Here is a 14,646-nt window from a genome sequence, read left to right on the forward strand (position 1 = left end):
GGAGTGACGACCATGCGTTTTCATCTCAAAGCCGTTGGCAAGGCCGGCGTCGTCTCGATGACCGTCGAGGCGCTCGGCCACAGCGAAGCCCGGCGTATCGTCGAAGACCAGGGCTACCGGGTGGTCAGCCTGTACGCAGAGCGTCACTGGCGTGCGCTGCGCGTCAGGCAGCGCGAAACCTTCAACCTGGTGCTGTTCAGCCAGGAACTGACCACGTTGCTCAATGCGGGCCTGCCGTTGATCGATGCGCTGGAAAGCCTGGCGGAAAAAGAGAACGCGCCCCAGGCCCGCAAGACTTTGAGCGAACTGGTGCGCCTGCTTTATGAAGGCAAATCGTTCTCCCAGGCACTGGGCCAGTTGTCGGCGGTATTCCCTCCTCTTTACGTTGCGTTGGTACAGTCCAGCGAGAAGACCGGCGCCGTGGGCGATGCCCTGGGCCGCTATGTCAGCTATCGCCAGCGCATGGACGAGGTTCGGCAAAAAATCGTCAGCGCTTCGATCTACCCCCTGCTGTTGCTGGTGGTGGGCGGTGGCGTGGTGTTGTTTCTGATGGGCTACGTAGTGCCGCGCTTCAGCCTGGTGTTCGAAGGGCTGGGCTCGAACCTGCCGTGGCTGTCGCAGATCCTGATGAGCAGCGGGATGTTCCTCCACGCCCATCAGGGTGAATTCTTCGGCACACTGGCGGCAAGCATCGTCGCCCTCACCTTCCTCCAGCGCCAACCGGCCTTCCGTCGGGGCGTGGACCGTGTGATTGAAAAACTCCCGGCGGTCCATCAACGCATCTTCATGTACGAACTGGCGCGCTTCTACCGCTCCCTGGGGATTCTGCTGCAAGGCGGTATTCCCCTCGTCACCGCCATGGGCATGGTTCGCGGCCTGCTCACCGTCGCCTCCCGCGCGCGCCTGGACCAGGCCTGCGAACGGGTGCGCGAGGGTCAGTCGCTGTCGACCTCCCTGGAACTCAATCACCTGGTGACCCCGGTGTCCCTGCGTTTGCTGCGTGCCGGCGAGCAGTCTGGCAACCTCGGGCAAATGATGGAGCGCAGCGCCGACTTCTACGACGAAGAAATCAGCCGCTGGATCGAATGGTTCGTGCGGCTGTTCGAACCCTTGCTCATGACCTTCATCGGCCTGCTGATCGGGGTGATCGTGATCCTGATGTACATCCCGATTTTCGAGCTGGCCTCGAGTATTCACTGACCCCTGGAACAGGGTCGAGCTGGACGTTTCAGAACTCATCGACGTGACAACTGAATAAAACCGTACGGTGAGGTGTTTACCCACTGAATCAGGCAGCAAGTTGCATTCATCAACGTTCCAAGCTGAATAAGAAGACGGAGAACGATATGCACATGAAAAAGCTTTTGCTCGCAGTGGCTATTGGCGCAGTTCTGTCGGCATCCACCGTTCTGATACCGGATAGCCTGTCCGGTATGTCGAGTGCTCAAGCCAAAGACGGAGGCAGTGGCGGAAGCGGAGGTGGTGGTGGCGGTAGTGGTGGCGGTGGCGGCGGCGGTGGAAGCGGTGGTGGCGGTGGTGGCGGCAATGGTGGTGGCGGCAGCGGTGGAAGCGGTGGTGGCGGCAATGGTGGTGGCGGCGGCGGTGGAAGCGGTGGCGGCGGCAATGGCGGCAGTCACGGTGGAAACGGCAGTGGCGGCAACAGTGGCAATGGCGGCAGCGGTCACAGCGGCAGCGACCATGGCTCGGGGCATTCCGGCAACTCAGCCTCATCCTCCTCCGGTCGCAGTGGCACTCATGCCGAACCGGGTGATGACCACGGTGTGCATCACGCCGGTGAGATTGGCGACGACCACGGCGTGCATCGCGCCGGTGAAATCGGCGACGACCATGGCGTCCATCGCGCCGGTGAAATCGGCGATGACCACGGCGTACATGTCGGCGGTGAACCGGGTGACGACCATGGTGTGCATGTTGGTGGCGAACCAGGCGATGACAAAAGGTCCTGACAACCGCTGATGCCCAAACAACACAAATCCCTGTTGGAGCCGAGCTTGCTCCGGCTCCCACAGTGGATCGTGTTAACCGATGATTCAGCGACTCGAAACGGAGTGGGACAACCAGGGCGCGAACAAGCGCGTCGCCATCGGCATGAACAGGTACACCACCGACAGCACGATGGTCAGGGTGATCAGGAAGGTGGCAACGATGTAATTGGAGAGGAAAGCGTTGAGCTGCAGCAACGGCCCCCAGATCAGTGGCACCAGCAAAGTGTGCGGAAAAATCACCAACAACGTCACCACGGCCTGCTTCCAGCGTGGCGGTGGCGATCCCGATTCGGCCTGCGGGGCGAACCAGAATTCATTAACCGGATTGACCTCGGTCTGATCACCGTCCGCCAGCATCGGCGTGGCTTCGTTGACCAGTGATTGCCGTTGCGGCGAATCGAGCCAGCGCTGCATCGCCTCGGTGGAGCAAAAACGCAGCACGCAAGTGAACATATCCAGGCCGCCGCTCTTGTCGCGAATCACGTCCACGCCAAGATGCCCTTCGCTCTGCCCCGCCACACCGACAATGTGTCGAAGCCAGGCTTCGTAAGGCACTTCAAAACCGGCCTTGACCCGGTGTTTGACGATCAGGGTCACGACTTCCTCGAAACGATTGGATTCAGGCATCACGCAAGGCTCCGGTGAAACGGACGTTGAGCACCGGCCGTTTCGGCCCGGCGATGAAGAGGCTGTTGAACAGAATCTCCTACAGGTTAGATCGTTCCAACGCTCCGCGTGGGAACGATCAGTACCCCTCACCCGCCGCCAGCGCGCCGCTGATGATAGCGATGCCCGAGCTGGTGCCCAGACGCGTGGCGCCAGCCTCGATCATCGCCAGTGCGGTCGGGTAATCGCGCACGCCACCGGAAGCCTTGACCCCGATGACTACGCCTACGGTGCGGCGCATCAGGGCGACATCTTCCACGGTGGCGCCGCTGCGGCTGAAACCGGTCGATGTTTTGACGAAAGCGACGTTCAGCTCACGGCAAATCTCGCAGGCCTTCACTTTTTCGGCGTCGGTGAGCAGGCAGTTTTCCAGAATGACTTTCAGCGGCACACTGCCGCACGCCTGTTTTACCTGGGCGATGTCGTCCCGCACCTGATCGAACAAACCGTCTTTCAACCCGCCGATGTTCAACACCATGTCGACCTCCCCGGCACCGGCGGCAATCGCCCGCTCGGCTTCGAAGGCTTTGGTGTCGCTCAGACCGGCGCCTAGCGGGAAGCCGACCACCGCGCAGATGTTGACGCGTTGCCCCGCAAGACATTGGGCCGCATGAGGGACCTGCCCCGAGTTCACGCACACCGAATAGAAGCCGTGTTCTACGGCTTCGCGGCACAACGTTGCGATTTGCTCGCGGGAAGCATCGGGCGCCAGCAAGGTATGATCGATGTACTGCGCCAACGCTTGGGGTTCGAGGTGTGCCATCAAAAAACTCCTGTTTGTATATTCAAATGCCCCTGCGCCACAATCGAAGGTGATTTGCGCAAAAACGTTACAAATCTCACAAATAATGTCACTTAAATAACACCAACAATCAACCCGGAATGCCTGTGGACAGTAAAAAAGCCGAGCGTCTCAAGCTGATTCAACAAGCCCTGCAAGACCAGAGCGCCATTCATCTGCGCGAGATGGCGGCATTGCTGGACGTGTCCGAGATGACTCTGCGCCGCGACCTGAGCAAGTACACCGACCACCTGCGGCTGCTCGGTGGCTACATCACCAAAATTCACGACGGCAGCGAGCCCGGCGATTACCGCGTGGCCGAACAGGACACCCGGCACGTTGAAGAAAAGCGTCGCATCGGCAAACTCGCCGCCGGGTTTATTCAACCGGGCGACACGGTGTTCTTCGACTGCGGCACCACCACGCCTTTCGTGGTCGATTTCATCCCCGACGAGCTCGAATTCACCGCGGTGTGCAACTCCCTGAACGTGCTGCTCAAACTCTCGCAAAAGCCCAACTGCCACATCGTGGTGTGCGGCGGCACATTCCACCGCAAGAACCAGGTGTTCGAGAATCAGAGCGAAACCGGCATCCTCGACAGCGTGCGCCTGACCTGGGCCTTCGTTTCCGCTGCCGGCATCAGCCAGGACTTCGGCGTGACCTGCTTCAATTTCAACGAAGTGGAGGTCAAGCAGAAGGTCCTGCGTCAGGCGCAACAGCGGTTGCTGCTGGCCGACCACAGCAAGTTCGACACAGTGCGCACTGCGCATTTCGCCAACCTTGAAGACTTTCAGTTCGTGGTCAGCGACAAGAAAATCCCCAAGGCCTACCGCGACGCCATTACCGCCAGCGGCGCGCAGTTGATCATCTGATCAGCGCCTGTTGTTCCGCTGCACTGAGGTAACCGGTGGTGACGCTGAAATCAGCCGTCGCCCCCGCCGCCAGTGAACGCACATGGCCCTTGGCAGACTCGGCGCGATAGCCTTCCGGTTCGCAGGTGGAAGGCAGCACGAACGCCGCCACTTGCTGATCGGTGTTGTGCAGAATCCAGCGCGCTGCATGGTCGAATTGGTCGGGGCGGTAGCGTGTGTAGAACGCCGCGCCGTCCGGATGGCTCAGCAGAAAATGCGCATGACCGCTGTCATCCGCCCGCACGCCGTCGAAGAAAAACACGATCTCGGGATCGTAGAGCTCGGGTCGATCCAGGCACTGGAGCTGTTCCGGCGCAGACACCAACTCATCCATGTAACGACTCCAGGCCGGTGTCGGTTTCACGTGGGCCGGCACGCTGCTGCGCAGGCGCACACGCTCAACGCCCAAGGGTTCAATGAAACGAGCGCCTTCGACATAGGCGTAATTCATGTGCGCCATGTACATCAGGTCCATCGGTTTGCCGGCGAGATTGGTCACCTGCATGGCGATGTCGAACAGCCCTGAGTCTGCACGTAATCTCACGCTCGGGCTGGCCCGATACCGGTCACCAAAACCCTGCACGTATTCGTACTCGCCACCCAATCGCAGGTATTGACCGACGCTGTCTTCACCGACCTCCAGCCAGGCGCGATCCATGGCCGCGCAGGGCATCTCGCCGTGCAGCGGATGATCGTCCTCGGGACTTGGGCAACCGTTGCGCAGCAGGCCGCTGTGAAACATGAAACAGCCGTAGGTGCCGATCACCGTCGGGCTGGGTTTGGGCTGGCTGAACAGGTTGCGCATGGTCAGGTCGCAACCGTCGAACACGGCGGACCAAATCATTTGCCCCTGATACGGCAGCACCACGAGACTGCCGCGATGGTTGGCCAATTCCACGGCCAGCACACCACTGGGATAGACCAAGGCGCTGACTGTGAACGCCCCGGATTCCAGCAAGGTTTTGCGCGCTTCGCCAAACTGCGACGGATGAAGATTGATCCGCGTATTCATGACGCGACCACCGCACCCACCGGTGCCCGTTCACTGTCGGAATGACGCAGGCAACGCACCGCGTACATCACGATCACGATGAAGCACAGCAGCGGCACGCTATACGCCAGTTGCATGTTGCCGCCGCTGTAATCGGACAGCAGGCCCTGGAAAATCGGAATCACCCCGCCACCAACGATGCTCATCACCAGCAGCGAACCGCCGACGCCGGTGTCTTCACCCAAGCCGTCAATCGTCAGGCCGTAGATGGTCGGCCAGCACGGACCGAGGAATACGCTCACGCCGACGGCTGCGTACACCGCCGTGATGTTCGGCACCAGAATGGTGTAGGCCAGAAAGGCGATGCACAGCACGCCGTACACCGCCAACACCTTGGCCGGGTGCAGTTTGCGCATCAGCACGTTGGCGATCAGCTTGCCGACGAAGTACGCGGCAAAAGTCGTCAGCAAAAACCATGACGCGCTGCGCTCGTTCATGCCGCCCAATTGCATGGCCAAGCGGATGGTGAAACTCCAGACACCGACCTGTGCACCGACATAGAGAAACTGCGCCAACACACCAAAGGTGAAGTGCTTGTTGCGCCACAGTCGCGAAAGGCTCTGACCGAGGCTGGCGGTTTTCTTGCTGCTCGGCTGGTTGCCTTTGCACGCGGGAAACCGGGTGATGGCGATCAGGATGAACATCAGCACCAGCACTGCGATCATCCATTTGTACGGAAGCAACGTGGACTGGATCATTTGCAGTTGCTGGACCGCCGCGTCCGAGGCGCTCATTTGCGTGAGTTGCTCGCGAGTGGCGTCGGTGTCCTTGAACATCACGAAGCTGCCGACATACACCCCGGCCATCGCCCCGAACGGGTGGAAAGTCTGGGAAATATTCAGGCGACGGGTGCCGGTTTCACGCGGGCCCATCAACGTCGAGTAGGTGTTGCAGGCGGTCTCGAGGAACGATAGCCCCGCCGCAATCACAAACAGCGCCAGCAGGAACATGCCGTACTTGGCGGTCGATGCCGCCGGGAAAAACAGCAGGCAACCGAACATGTACAGCATCAGGCCGATCAGGATGGTGGTCTTGTAGCTGAAACGGCGGACCACCAGTGCGGCCGGAATCGCCACGAAGAAATAGCCCAGATAAAACGCCGACTGTACGAACGCGGTCTGGAAATCGCTGAGCAGAAACGCCTTCTTGAAATGCGCGATGAGCACGTCGTTCATGCTTGCGGCCGCTGCCCATAACGTAAAGATGCTGCACAGCAAAATGAAGGCGAACCAGGGCGTGCGGTTCAGTAGAAACCATCGGGCGTCTGTTGGAGCGCAGGCTTTGTCATTGTTGTTCTCCGTGGTGAGCGTTGATGGGTGAAATCAGCTCGACGTCAGGCGTCGAATTGGCGTTGGAATTCAGCGAATGCGTGGGCGTCCGGGTAGGACGTCTGGGTGCCCAGGCCCGTGACCGAGCAGGCGGAGTACGCCACGGCCTGGGTCATGGCGGCGCGGATATCGCGTTCGCGGCTCCAGTGATGAATGAAGCAACCGATGAAGGCATCTCCCGCCCCGGTGGTGTCGCACGCGGCAACAGACAAACCGGGAATCTGAAACTCCCCCTCCTCGCCGACATACAGCGCGCCTTGCTGGCCGAGGGTCACGATGACGTGGCGGATGCCGCTGGCAACCAATGTCTGGGCGGCTTTATGGGCCGACGCCGGCGAGTCCACGGTCTGGCCGGTGATCAGCGCCAGCTCGGACTCGTTGGGCACCAGGAAATCCAGTTTCGCCAGGTGTTCACGACTCAGGCCTGACAAGGCCGGCGCCGGGTTGAGCAGTACCGGTATGTTGTGTGCGCGGCCGAACTCGATGGCGTAGTAAACGGTGTCGACGTTGATTTCGAGCTGCAGAACGATGAGCGAGCACTCGCGCAACGCCTGGGCGGCCGCGTCGATATCCGCCGGGAGGAGATGTGCGTTGGCGCCTTTGACGATGAGGATGCTGTTGTGGGAGTCGGCCTGAACGAAGATCGGCGCCACCCCGCTGGACACGTCGGGGACACGCTGCACGTAACGGGTGTCGATGCCAAAGCGCTGGAAGTTGGCCAGCGTGTTGTCGGCAAACAGGTCGTCGCCAACCTTGGATAGCATCAACACATCCGCCCCAAGCTTGGCGGCGGCAACCGCCTGATTGGCGCCCTTGCCGCCACACCCGAGGGCAAACCCCGGTGCTTCAAGCGTCTCGCCCTGGGCCGGCATGCGATCGATGTAGGTGATCAAATCCACCATATTGCTGCCGATGATTGCGATCTTGCTCATTGCTATCCCACCTTGATACGGCTTGCCAGACTAACGCTGGCGCTGTTGTTTTGTTATTTAAATAACATTTTATGTGATTATTCAATCTTTTTATTGGATAGGCTCATAGGCAAAGACGAGCGGCTTTGCGAGCAGGCTTTAAAGATTCGTGGGCAGGAACGGCCGCATCTACTGCGCCGGGCCTTTCATACGACTGTCGAATTTATCCCCACCTTTGCCCACGCTTCTGTTAAAACCCGAGCTTTCCTTTTCATCCTCCGGGCCCTGCATGTTTTCGAAGTTGATGAGCCGCTTGGGCCGACGCTGGCTGCCATTGCTGTGCATGGCCGCGCTAATCGTCGGCCTGCCCGTGAGTTGCGGTGCACTCAAGTACAAAGAGCGCGAGTTGTTATTTCGCATCGAGCCGGGAACGGCCGGTTGGTATCGCGGCCTGCCACAGGACGTTCAGGAATTCGACATCAAGCCTGCCAATTTCAAGGCTGGGCAAAGCCTGCATGCCTGGTGGTGGCCGGCCGCGCGTCGCGATGCGCCGTCGATCCTCTACCTGCATGGCGTGCGCTGGAACCTGACGGGCCAGGCGTTCCGTATCGAGCAATTGCGCGCCATGGGCTATTCAGTGCTGGCCATCGACTACCGCGGGTTTGGCCAGAGCAAGGGGGACCTGCCGTCGGAAGCCAGTGTTTACGAGGACGCGCGAGCCGCCTGGGAACGCTTCACCAAGATGCAACCGGACGCCAACAAGCGCCTGATCTACGGCCACTCCCTCGGTGGCGCGGTGGCTATCAACCTGGCGGCAGACCTGGCCGCACAGGCGAAAAAGGACCGTGGCGTGGTGCCGGTGCGCGGTCTCGTGATCGAGTCCACTTTCACCTCGCTGGGCGATGCCGTGGCGCAAGTGGCCGACAGCAACCTGCCAGTGAAATGGTTGCCGGTGCGCTGGCTGCTGTCGCAGAAATTCGATTCCATCGACAAGATCGTCGACATCAACATGCCATTGCTGGTGGTCCATGGCCTGGCCGACCCGTTCATGCCATCGCGATTCAGCCAGCAGTTGTTCAATGCCGCCAACGAACCCAAGCACCTGTTATTGGTGCCCGGTGGTACGCACAACAACAGCATGAGCCAGGGCGGCATCCAGTATCGCCAGGCACTCGACGGCTTGATGAAAACAAAACCAACACAAATGGCCGGGCCGGCGGTGACGCGGGTTTCTCGGGAGTCTTGAGATCTATCGGTAACCGCGGGCCTGCAAATCAAACAACTGCGCATAGCGCCCGCCCGCGGCCACCAGACTGTCGTGATCGCCTCGCTCGAGGATCGCTCCCTGGTCCAGCACGATGATGTGGTCCGCATTGCGCACGCTGGAAAACCGGTGAGAGATCAGCAACGTCATCCGGCCTTCGGTGTGCTCACTGAAATGCTCGAACACCGCTGCTTCCGCTGCCGGGTCAAGTGCAGAGGTCGGCTCATCCAGAATCAGAATATCGGCGTTGCGCCGCATGTAGGCGCGCGACAACGCGATCTTCTGCCACTGCCCGCCGGACAGCTCCTGTCCGCCGGCAAACCACCGCCCCAATTGCGTCGCATACCCTCGATCCAGTCCGTCGATGAAGGGCGCGGCCATGCCCTCGGCGGCTGCCTCCTGCCAGCGCTGTTCATCGTTGAACGCCAGCGTGTCACCCACACCGATGTTCTCGCCGACGGAGAATTGGTAGCGGATGTAGTCCTGAAAAATCACCCCGATGCGCCGCCGCAGCGCGTCTTCTTCCCACGCTTGCAGATCGCTGCCGTCCAGCAGAATACGGCCCTGATCAGGACGGTATAGCCGCGTCAGTAATTTGATCAGCGTGGTCTTGCCCGAACCGTTCTCCCCCACCAGCGCCACACTGTGCCCGGGCACAAGGTGAAGATCGATGCCTTCCAACGCGGCGCGACTGGCTCCCGGATAACGGAAGCCGACGTTTTCGAAACGCAGGCCATCGCCGGGCACGGCGCCCACGGTGAGGTAGCCGTTATCCGCCACAACAGGCTCGGCCAGGTATTCATAAAGACTGGAGAGGTAAAGGCCATCCTCGTAGAGACCGCTGATCGCACTCAAGCTGCTGCTTACTGCCGTCTGCCCCTGCTTGAACAACACCAGGTACATGGTCATCTGCCCGAGGCTGATGTTGCCATGGACGGTATCGACCACCACCCAGGCATAGGCCAGATAAAACGCGCCGGTGCCCAGTAGACCGAGGACAAATCCCCAGCTATCTCGACGTAGCGTCAGGCGCCGGTCTTCGGCATAGAGCCGCGCGAACGTCTCGCGATAACGCTTCAATAGCAGCGGCGCGAATCCGAACAGTTTGACCTCTTTGATGTAGCCCTCGTGGGAGAGCAGCGTCTCGATGTAGCTTTGTTGCCGACTCTCCGGCGCACGGCGAGTGAAAAGTCTGAAAGCATCACCGGAAAAATGCGCTTCGGCAAAGAACACCGGCAACGCGCCGATCACCAGCAACACCAGCGCCCAAGGCGAAAAATGCACCAGCAACACGCCGAAGCTGATCAACACGATCAGATTCTGAATCAGCCCCAACGACTTCATCACCAGCGCCAACGGCCGGGTCGAAGCCTCGCGGCGCACCCGCACCAGTTTGTCGTAGAACTCGGAATTCTCGAACTGCACCAGCGATAACGTCTGGGCCTTCTCCAGAATCATCGTATTGACCTTCTGCCCCAACTGCACCCGCAACAGCGATTGCTGGACCGACAGCGCCCGCTGAGTCCCGGACAGCAACGCGAGCACGCCCGCTTCAAACAGCACATAACGCACGACCGGCCACAACGGCGCACTGCCCTGTTGCGCGTACAACTGCATGGCGGTGACCACCGCATCGACGATACGTTGGCCTAACCAGGCGGCCAGTGCCGGGAGTACACCGGCGATCAGCGTCGCCAGCACCAATCCCAGAAACAGTCCGCGAGACGTTGCCCAGACCAGCAGCAAGGCGCGTCTCGCCTGGTCGACTAATGATGTGAAACGATCAAGAACAGGGTTCACTCCGTGAGCTCCCCCTGATACCTCGCCCGATACCGTCCCGGACTTTCTCCCGTCCACTTCTTGAACGCCCGGTGAAACGCGCTTGGCTCCTGAAAGCCAAGCTGCTCGGCAATATCGCTGATACTCGCCTTGCTCTGACGCAGTTGCTCAAACGCAACACCACGCCGCACCTCGTCCTTGATCTCCTGATACGAACACCCTTCCCGCTCCAGTTTTCGGCGAAAGGTGCTGGGGCTCAGGTGCTGTTCCAGGGCGAAGGCCTGCAAGGTCGGCCATTGGCTGTAATGACTGTTGCGCAGGCGCTGGTGGACCTGCGACGCCAGGCCATGCTGATTACGAAAACGGATCACCAGCCATTGCGGCGCCGTGCGCAAGAACACTTTCAGTGATGCCAGATCCTGAACCACCGGCAGACGCAGATAGTGGCTGGCGAATTCGATTTCGGTGCGCTCGGCGCCAAAGGTCAGGTTGGGTCCCCAGAGTAAACGGTCATCGCTGAGCGACACACGCTCATGGCGAAAATCTGCGCGGTCGATGGGGATGCGCCGCCCACCCAGCCAGCAGAGCAGACTGATCATCAACACCAGAAACGTCTCCTCGCCCAAACGACTGACGTCGCTGTTTGGCGAGTGGTTTTGCAAGCTGATCACCGCACGTTTTCCACGCACCGTCAGCGTGCCGCGAAAGTCGTGGAGGAATAGCGCGAAATTGGCCAGGCACTGGCGCATGGCTTTGTGCAGGTCAGGTTCCTGAATCAATGCCCGGCAGATCAGGGCGAAACCGCCCGGCGGCATGCCATGGGAGTCGAGCCCGAAGAACTCATCGTTGAGCTCGCGGATCTGAATCAACCACAACGCGGCAAACGCACTCGCCGGTACACGCGCGGTGGGCTGCTCCATCAACGCCGGATCGATGCCGGCCTGTTCCAGCGCAGCCCTCTGACGTTGAGGATTGTTTCCCAGCCCATGGATCATTGCCTGCACGAAGTAGGCGGAAACCGAGTCCTTTTCCCGCATGTGAACGCTTCTCTCCCCATCACCCGAATGGCAAAAAACACCAGTGCCGTTGAACAGTTTCGGCATAGGACAACCGCCCTGCCGGCTCTAGACTCGCGGCCAATAGTACGCCTTCGGCCACTATGGCGGCCAAGGTATCGCGGGATTTGATTGGAAGGACAGAACATGAATCTGCAAAACATTGGTGTGATCGGCGCAGGCACCATGGGCAATGGCATTGCGCAAGTCTGCGCCTTGGCCGGTTTTAACGTGACCTTGCTCGACATCTCCGAGAGCGCCCTGCAAAAGGCCGTCGCAACCGTCAGTAAAAACCTCGATCGACAGGTCGCCAAGGAAACGCTGACGCAAGAGCAAAAGCTCGCCGCCCTCGACAAGATCCGCACCAGCACCGACTACAGCAACCTGCAGAACGTGCAACTGGTGATCGAAGCCGCGACCGAAAACCTCGAGCTGAAACTGCGCGTGCTGCAACAGATCGCCGCGCAGGTCAGCGCCGAGTGCGTGATTGCCTCCAACACGTCTTCGCTGTCCATCACCCAACTCGCTGCCAGCGTGAGCCAGCCTGAGCGCTTCATCGGTCTGCACTTCTTCAACCCGGTGCCGGTGATGGGCCTGATCGAGGTGATTCGCGGTTTGCAAACCAGCGACGCCACCCACGCCCTGGCGCTGGACATGGCGACCACTCTCGGTAAAACCGCGATCACCGCGGGCAATCGTCCGGGGTTCGTGGTCAACCGGATTCTGGTGCCGATGATCAACGAAGCGATCCTGGTGTTTCAGGAAGGCCTGGCCAGCGCCGAAGACATTGACGCCGGCATGCGCCTGGGCTGCAATCAGCCAATCGGGCCGCTGGCGTTGGCGGACCTGATAGGTCTGGACACCGTGCTAGCGATCCTCGAAGCCTTCTACGACGGCTTCAACGATAGCAAGTACCGCCCTGCTCCACTGCTCAAGGAAATGGTCGCCGCCGGTTACCTGGGGCGCAAAACGGGGCGTGGCTTCCATGCCTATGCCTGAGCGTTGCTCGCGCTTTGCCGAGTACCGGGACAAGGTGCTGGAGCTATTCGCCTGCAAAGGTTTCGGACAGGTCGGCATGCGTGAGCTCGCGACCTGCCTGGGGCTCGCTACCGGCTCGTTGTATCACCATTACCCCAGCAAACAGCACTTGCTGCTGGACCTGATCGAAGAGTTTTACGAAGAGCTGTTGGCAACCTTGGGGCGGATCGAGCAAAAGGCGCCGGCAAAACGTGACAAAGTCCATGCCCTTATCCGAGCGCATTTGAACCTGCATCAGGAGATGCCCTGGCATTTTCGTCTGGCAGAGCGTGACAGCGGCTGCCTGAATGAGGAGCAACAGGAACGGGTTCGGCAGCTGCGCGAGCAATACGAGCGCAAGTTGCTCATGATGCTTGGGGCCCGATCGCGGTTCAGTGAGCAAGGCCTGTTGGCCACCGGACATGCAATCGCCAACTTACTCAACAGCGCGCCCAATTGGTTGGCGCAGCATACGCTGAGTGAAGCGGAGCGAGATGATCTGCTGGAAAACCTGGTCAGCGGTGCCATCGAGCGTTTGCTGCGCCCCTCGGCTCCACGCGCAGTAGCTTGAGGATCCAGGACGATATCCCGGTGACCGTAGATTGACGCGTGGTCGCCGGAAGCCATAAGCCACGTCGCTTCAATAGAAAAAACATCTAAACAATTCCCGCAAATCACGACATCTAACGCTTTGCTAATGGGAGCCCAATCACTGCGGAGCCTGAGGTGAATTCGGCCTCTCTTCGCCTCTTCGTAACCGGGAGCAAAGCATGAAAATCAATCCCTATCTGATCTTCAACGGCGATTGCAAAGCCGCCTTCACCTTCTATGCCCAAAGTCTGCGAGGTCAGATCGAAGTCATGATGACCTTCGGCGAAAGCCCCGCGCGCGAGCACTTTCCGGCGGACTACCACAACCTGATCATCCACACCCGCCTGCTGGTGGGCGATCAGGCGATCATGGGCTCGGACGCAACACCTGATCACCCTACTGACGAAATGAGCGGCTGTTCGGTTTCACTGAATGTCGACAGCATTGCGGAGGCTGAACGGGTGTTTTCTGCGTTGTCGGACGGCGGCAAGGTTGAAATGCCACTGGAAACCACGTTCTGGGCGGCTCGCTTTGGCATGTTGGTTGATCGGTTTGGTGTGTCGTGGATGGTGAACTGCGAAAAAGATCAGTGAAACTCACTTTCTCAAGGCATGAAAAAAGCCCAACCTGAAAAGGTTGGGCTTCTGGCAACTGCCGAACTGTCTGCTACCGTCAACACGCTACCTCGTATAGCAGCGGATTGTTCGGAGGAACCCCACTATGCCTGCCCATGACGTGTCTTGGTCCACTCGTTTCAAACTGTCACTGCTGGCTGGAGGGCTCACCGCCACTCTGCTCGCGCTGAGTGGGTGCGCCACCGTCGACGCCCAGACCACCGCCTATGTAGGCGTGGAGCATCCCGCGCCGACGCTCGCCAGCGAGGTCGTGGTGCTGCGCACCGAGCCTCTTCGCCCTCACGTCCGATTGGGTGAGGTGCTCATCGATGCCAGCGTCGAGCCTGCTCCTCCCATCACTCAGGTAGAAGAAAAACTACGCGAAGAGTCCGCCAAGCTCGGCGGCGATGCCGTGGTGGTGGTCTACGACCATATCCAACCGGTGGGCGCCTATGTCAACGGTCCACTTTGGGCTCGCGACGTAAAAACCATCGAAGGTCGGAAACTCAAAGGGATTGTAATCAAGTACCGGTAATGTCCGTTCGCACTTTCCTGCGGACAAAACAAAACCCCTACCTGCATACGCAGATAGGGGTTTCGGAATTTAATCTTGACGATGACCTACTCTCACATGGGGAAACCCCACACTACCATCGGCGATGCATCGTTTCA

Annotated in this window: 14 protein-coding genes and 1 pseudogene; 8 read left to right on the top strand and 7 right to left on the bottom strand. The window is 59.8% G+C overall.

All coding sequences use genetic code 11. The features are described 5' to 3' along the window. Positions 1–12: 12 nt before the first annotated feature. Together FQ187_RS11075 and FQ187_RS29945 are read left to right on the top strand one after the other, a co-directional pair. Positions 13–1,200: a type II secretion system F family protein gene (locus FQ187_RS11075; RefSeq protein ID WP_149629487.1), complete on the top strand. Its 1,188-nt coding sequence runs from the start codon at positions 13–15 to the stop codon at positions 1,198–1,200. 146 nt (positions 1,201–1,346) lie between these two features. Further along, on the top strand, positions 1,347–1,967 hold the full coding sequence (locus FQ187_RS29945) for a hypothetical protein (RefSeq protein ID WP_256667297.1): 621 nt from the start codon (positions 1,347–1,349) through the stop codon (positions 1,965–1,967). An 84-nt stretch (positions 1,968–2,051) separates the two neighbouring features. Here the strand turns inward: FQ187_RS29945 and FQ187_RS11090 are convergent, their stop codons facing one another. Next, entirely contained in the window at positions 2,052–2,633 is a 582-nt protein-coding gene (locus tag FQ187_RS11090) for an antibiotic biosynthesis monooxygenase (RefSeq protein WP_149629489.1), read from the bottom strand. Positions 2,634–2,751: 118 nt separating this feature from the next. Continuing rightward, a complete protein-coding gene (gene deoC / locus FQ187_RS11100) occupies positions 2,752–3,435 on the bottom strand; it encodes a deoxyribose-phosphate aldolase (RefSeq protein WP_149629490.1) in 684 nt (227 codons plus the stop codon). Between the two features lie 119 nt (positions 3,436–3,554). On the opposite strand from deoC, the gene deoR reads away from it, so the two are divergent. Then, entirely contained in the window at positions 3,555–4,325 is a 771-nt protein-coding gene (deoR, locus tag FQ187_RS11105; RefSeq protein ID WP_178122705.1) for a DNA-binding transcriptional repressor DeoR, read from the top strand. On the opposite strand, the gene FQ187_RS11110 is transcribed toward deoR, so the two are convergent. The 3 genes and pseudogenes from FQ187_RS11110 to rbsK all read right to left on the bottom strand — a co-directional run bounded on the left by FQ187_RS11110 (position 4,318) and on the right by rbsK (position 7,675). Next, on the bottom strand, positions 4,318–5,376 hold the full coding sequence (locus tag FQ187_RS11110) for an aldose 1-epimerase family protein (protein WP_149629492.1): 1,059 nt from the start codon (positions 5,374–5,376) through the stop codon (positions 4,318–4,320). The two genes, deoR and FQ187_RS11110, sit on opposite strands and share 8 nt — an antisense overlap. Beyond that, positions 5,373–6,703: pseudogene (gene fucP, locus FQ187_RS11115) on the bottom strand (L-fucose:H+ symporter permease). Before fucP ends, FQ187_RS11110 begins: the two are co-directional and overlap by 4 nt. 45 nt (positions 6,704–6,748) lie before the next feature. After that, positions 6,749–7,675: a ribokinase gene (gene rbsK / locus FQ187_RS11120; protein WP_149629493.1), complete on the bottom strand. Its 927-nt coding sequence runs from the start codon at positions 7,673–7,675 to the stop codon at positions 6,749–6,751. 268 nt (positions 7,676–7,943) lie between these two features. On the opposite strand from rbsK, the gene FQ187_RS11125 reads away from it, so the two are divergent. Continuing rightward, positions 7,944–8,900: an alpha/beta hydrolase gene (locus tag FQ187_RS11125; protein WP_149629494.1), complete on the top strand. Its 957-nt coding sequence runs from the start codon at positions 7,944–7,946 to the stop codon at positions 8,898–8,900. Between the two features lie 3 nt (positions 8,901–8,903). Here the strand turns inward: FQ187_RS11125 and FQ187_RS11130 are convergent, their stop codons facing one another. Further along, the gene (locus FQ187_RS11130; protein WP_149629495.1) at positions 8,904–10,718 is read right to left on the bottom strand and encodes an ABC transporter ATP-binding protein; all 1,815 of its coding nucleotides are present in this window, start codon (positions 10,716–10,718) and stop codon (positions 8,904–8,906) included. Then, positions 10,715–11,734 (bottom strand): AraC family transcriptional regulator, encoded by a 1,020-nt coding sequence (locus tag FQ187_RS11135; protein WP_056746510.1) that lies wholly within the window; start codon positions 11,732–11,734, stop codon positions 10,715–10,717. The genes FQ187_RS11130 and FQ187_RS11135 overlap by 4 nt, the downstream gene beginning before the upstream one ends. A 165-nt stretch (positions 11,735–11,899) precedes the next feature. On the opposite strand from FQ187_RS11135, the gene FQ187_RS11140 reads away from it, so the two are divergent. From FQ187_RS11140 to FQ187_RS11155, 4 genes are all read left to right on the top strand, one after another. Further along, positions 11,900–12,751, top strand: a complete 852-nt coding sequence (locus tag FQ187_RS11140; protein ID WP_149629496.1) for a 3-hydroxybutyryl-CoA dehydrogenase — start codon at positions 11,900–11,902, stop codon at positions 12,749–12,751. After that, entirely contained in the window at positions 12,738–13,340 is a 603-nt protein-coding gene (locus FQ187_RS11145) for a TetR/AcrR family transcriptional regulator (RefSeq protein ID WP_149629497.1), read from the top strand. Before FQ187_RS11140 ends, FQ187_RS11145 begins: the two co-directional genes overlap by 14 nt. A gap of 199 nt (positions 13,341–13,539) precedes the next feature. Continuing rightward, complete coding sequence (locus FQ187_RS11150; RefSeq protein WP_149629498.1) at positions 13,540–13,953, top strand: VOC family protein; 414 nt, start codon at positions 13,540–13,542, stop codon at positions 13,951–13,953. A gap of 127 nt (positions 13,954–14,080) precedes the next feature. Beyond that, entirely contained in the window at positions 14,081–14,509 is a 429-nt protein-coding gene (locus FQ187_RS11155; RefSeq protein ID WP_149629499.1) for a hypothetical protein, read from the top strand. Positions 14,510–14,646: the final 137 nt, after the last annotated feature.

The sequence above is a fragment of the Pseudomonas sp. ANT_J28 genome, from assembly GCF_008370005.1.
Lineage (GTDB): Bacteria > Pseudomonadota > Gammaproteobacteria > Pseudomonadales > Pseudomonadaceae > Aquipseudomonas > Aquipseudomonas frigoris.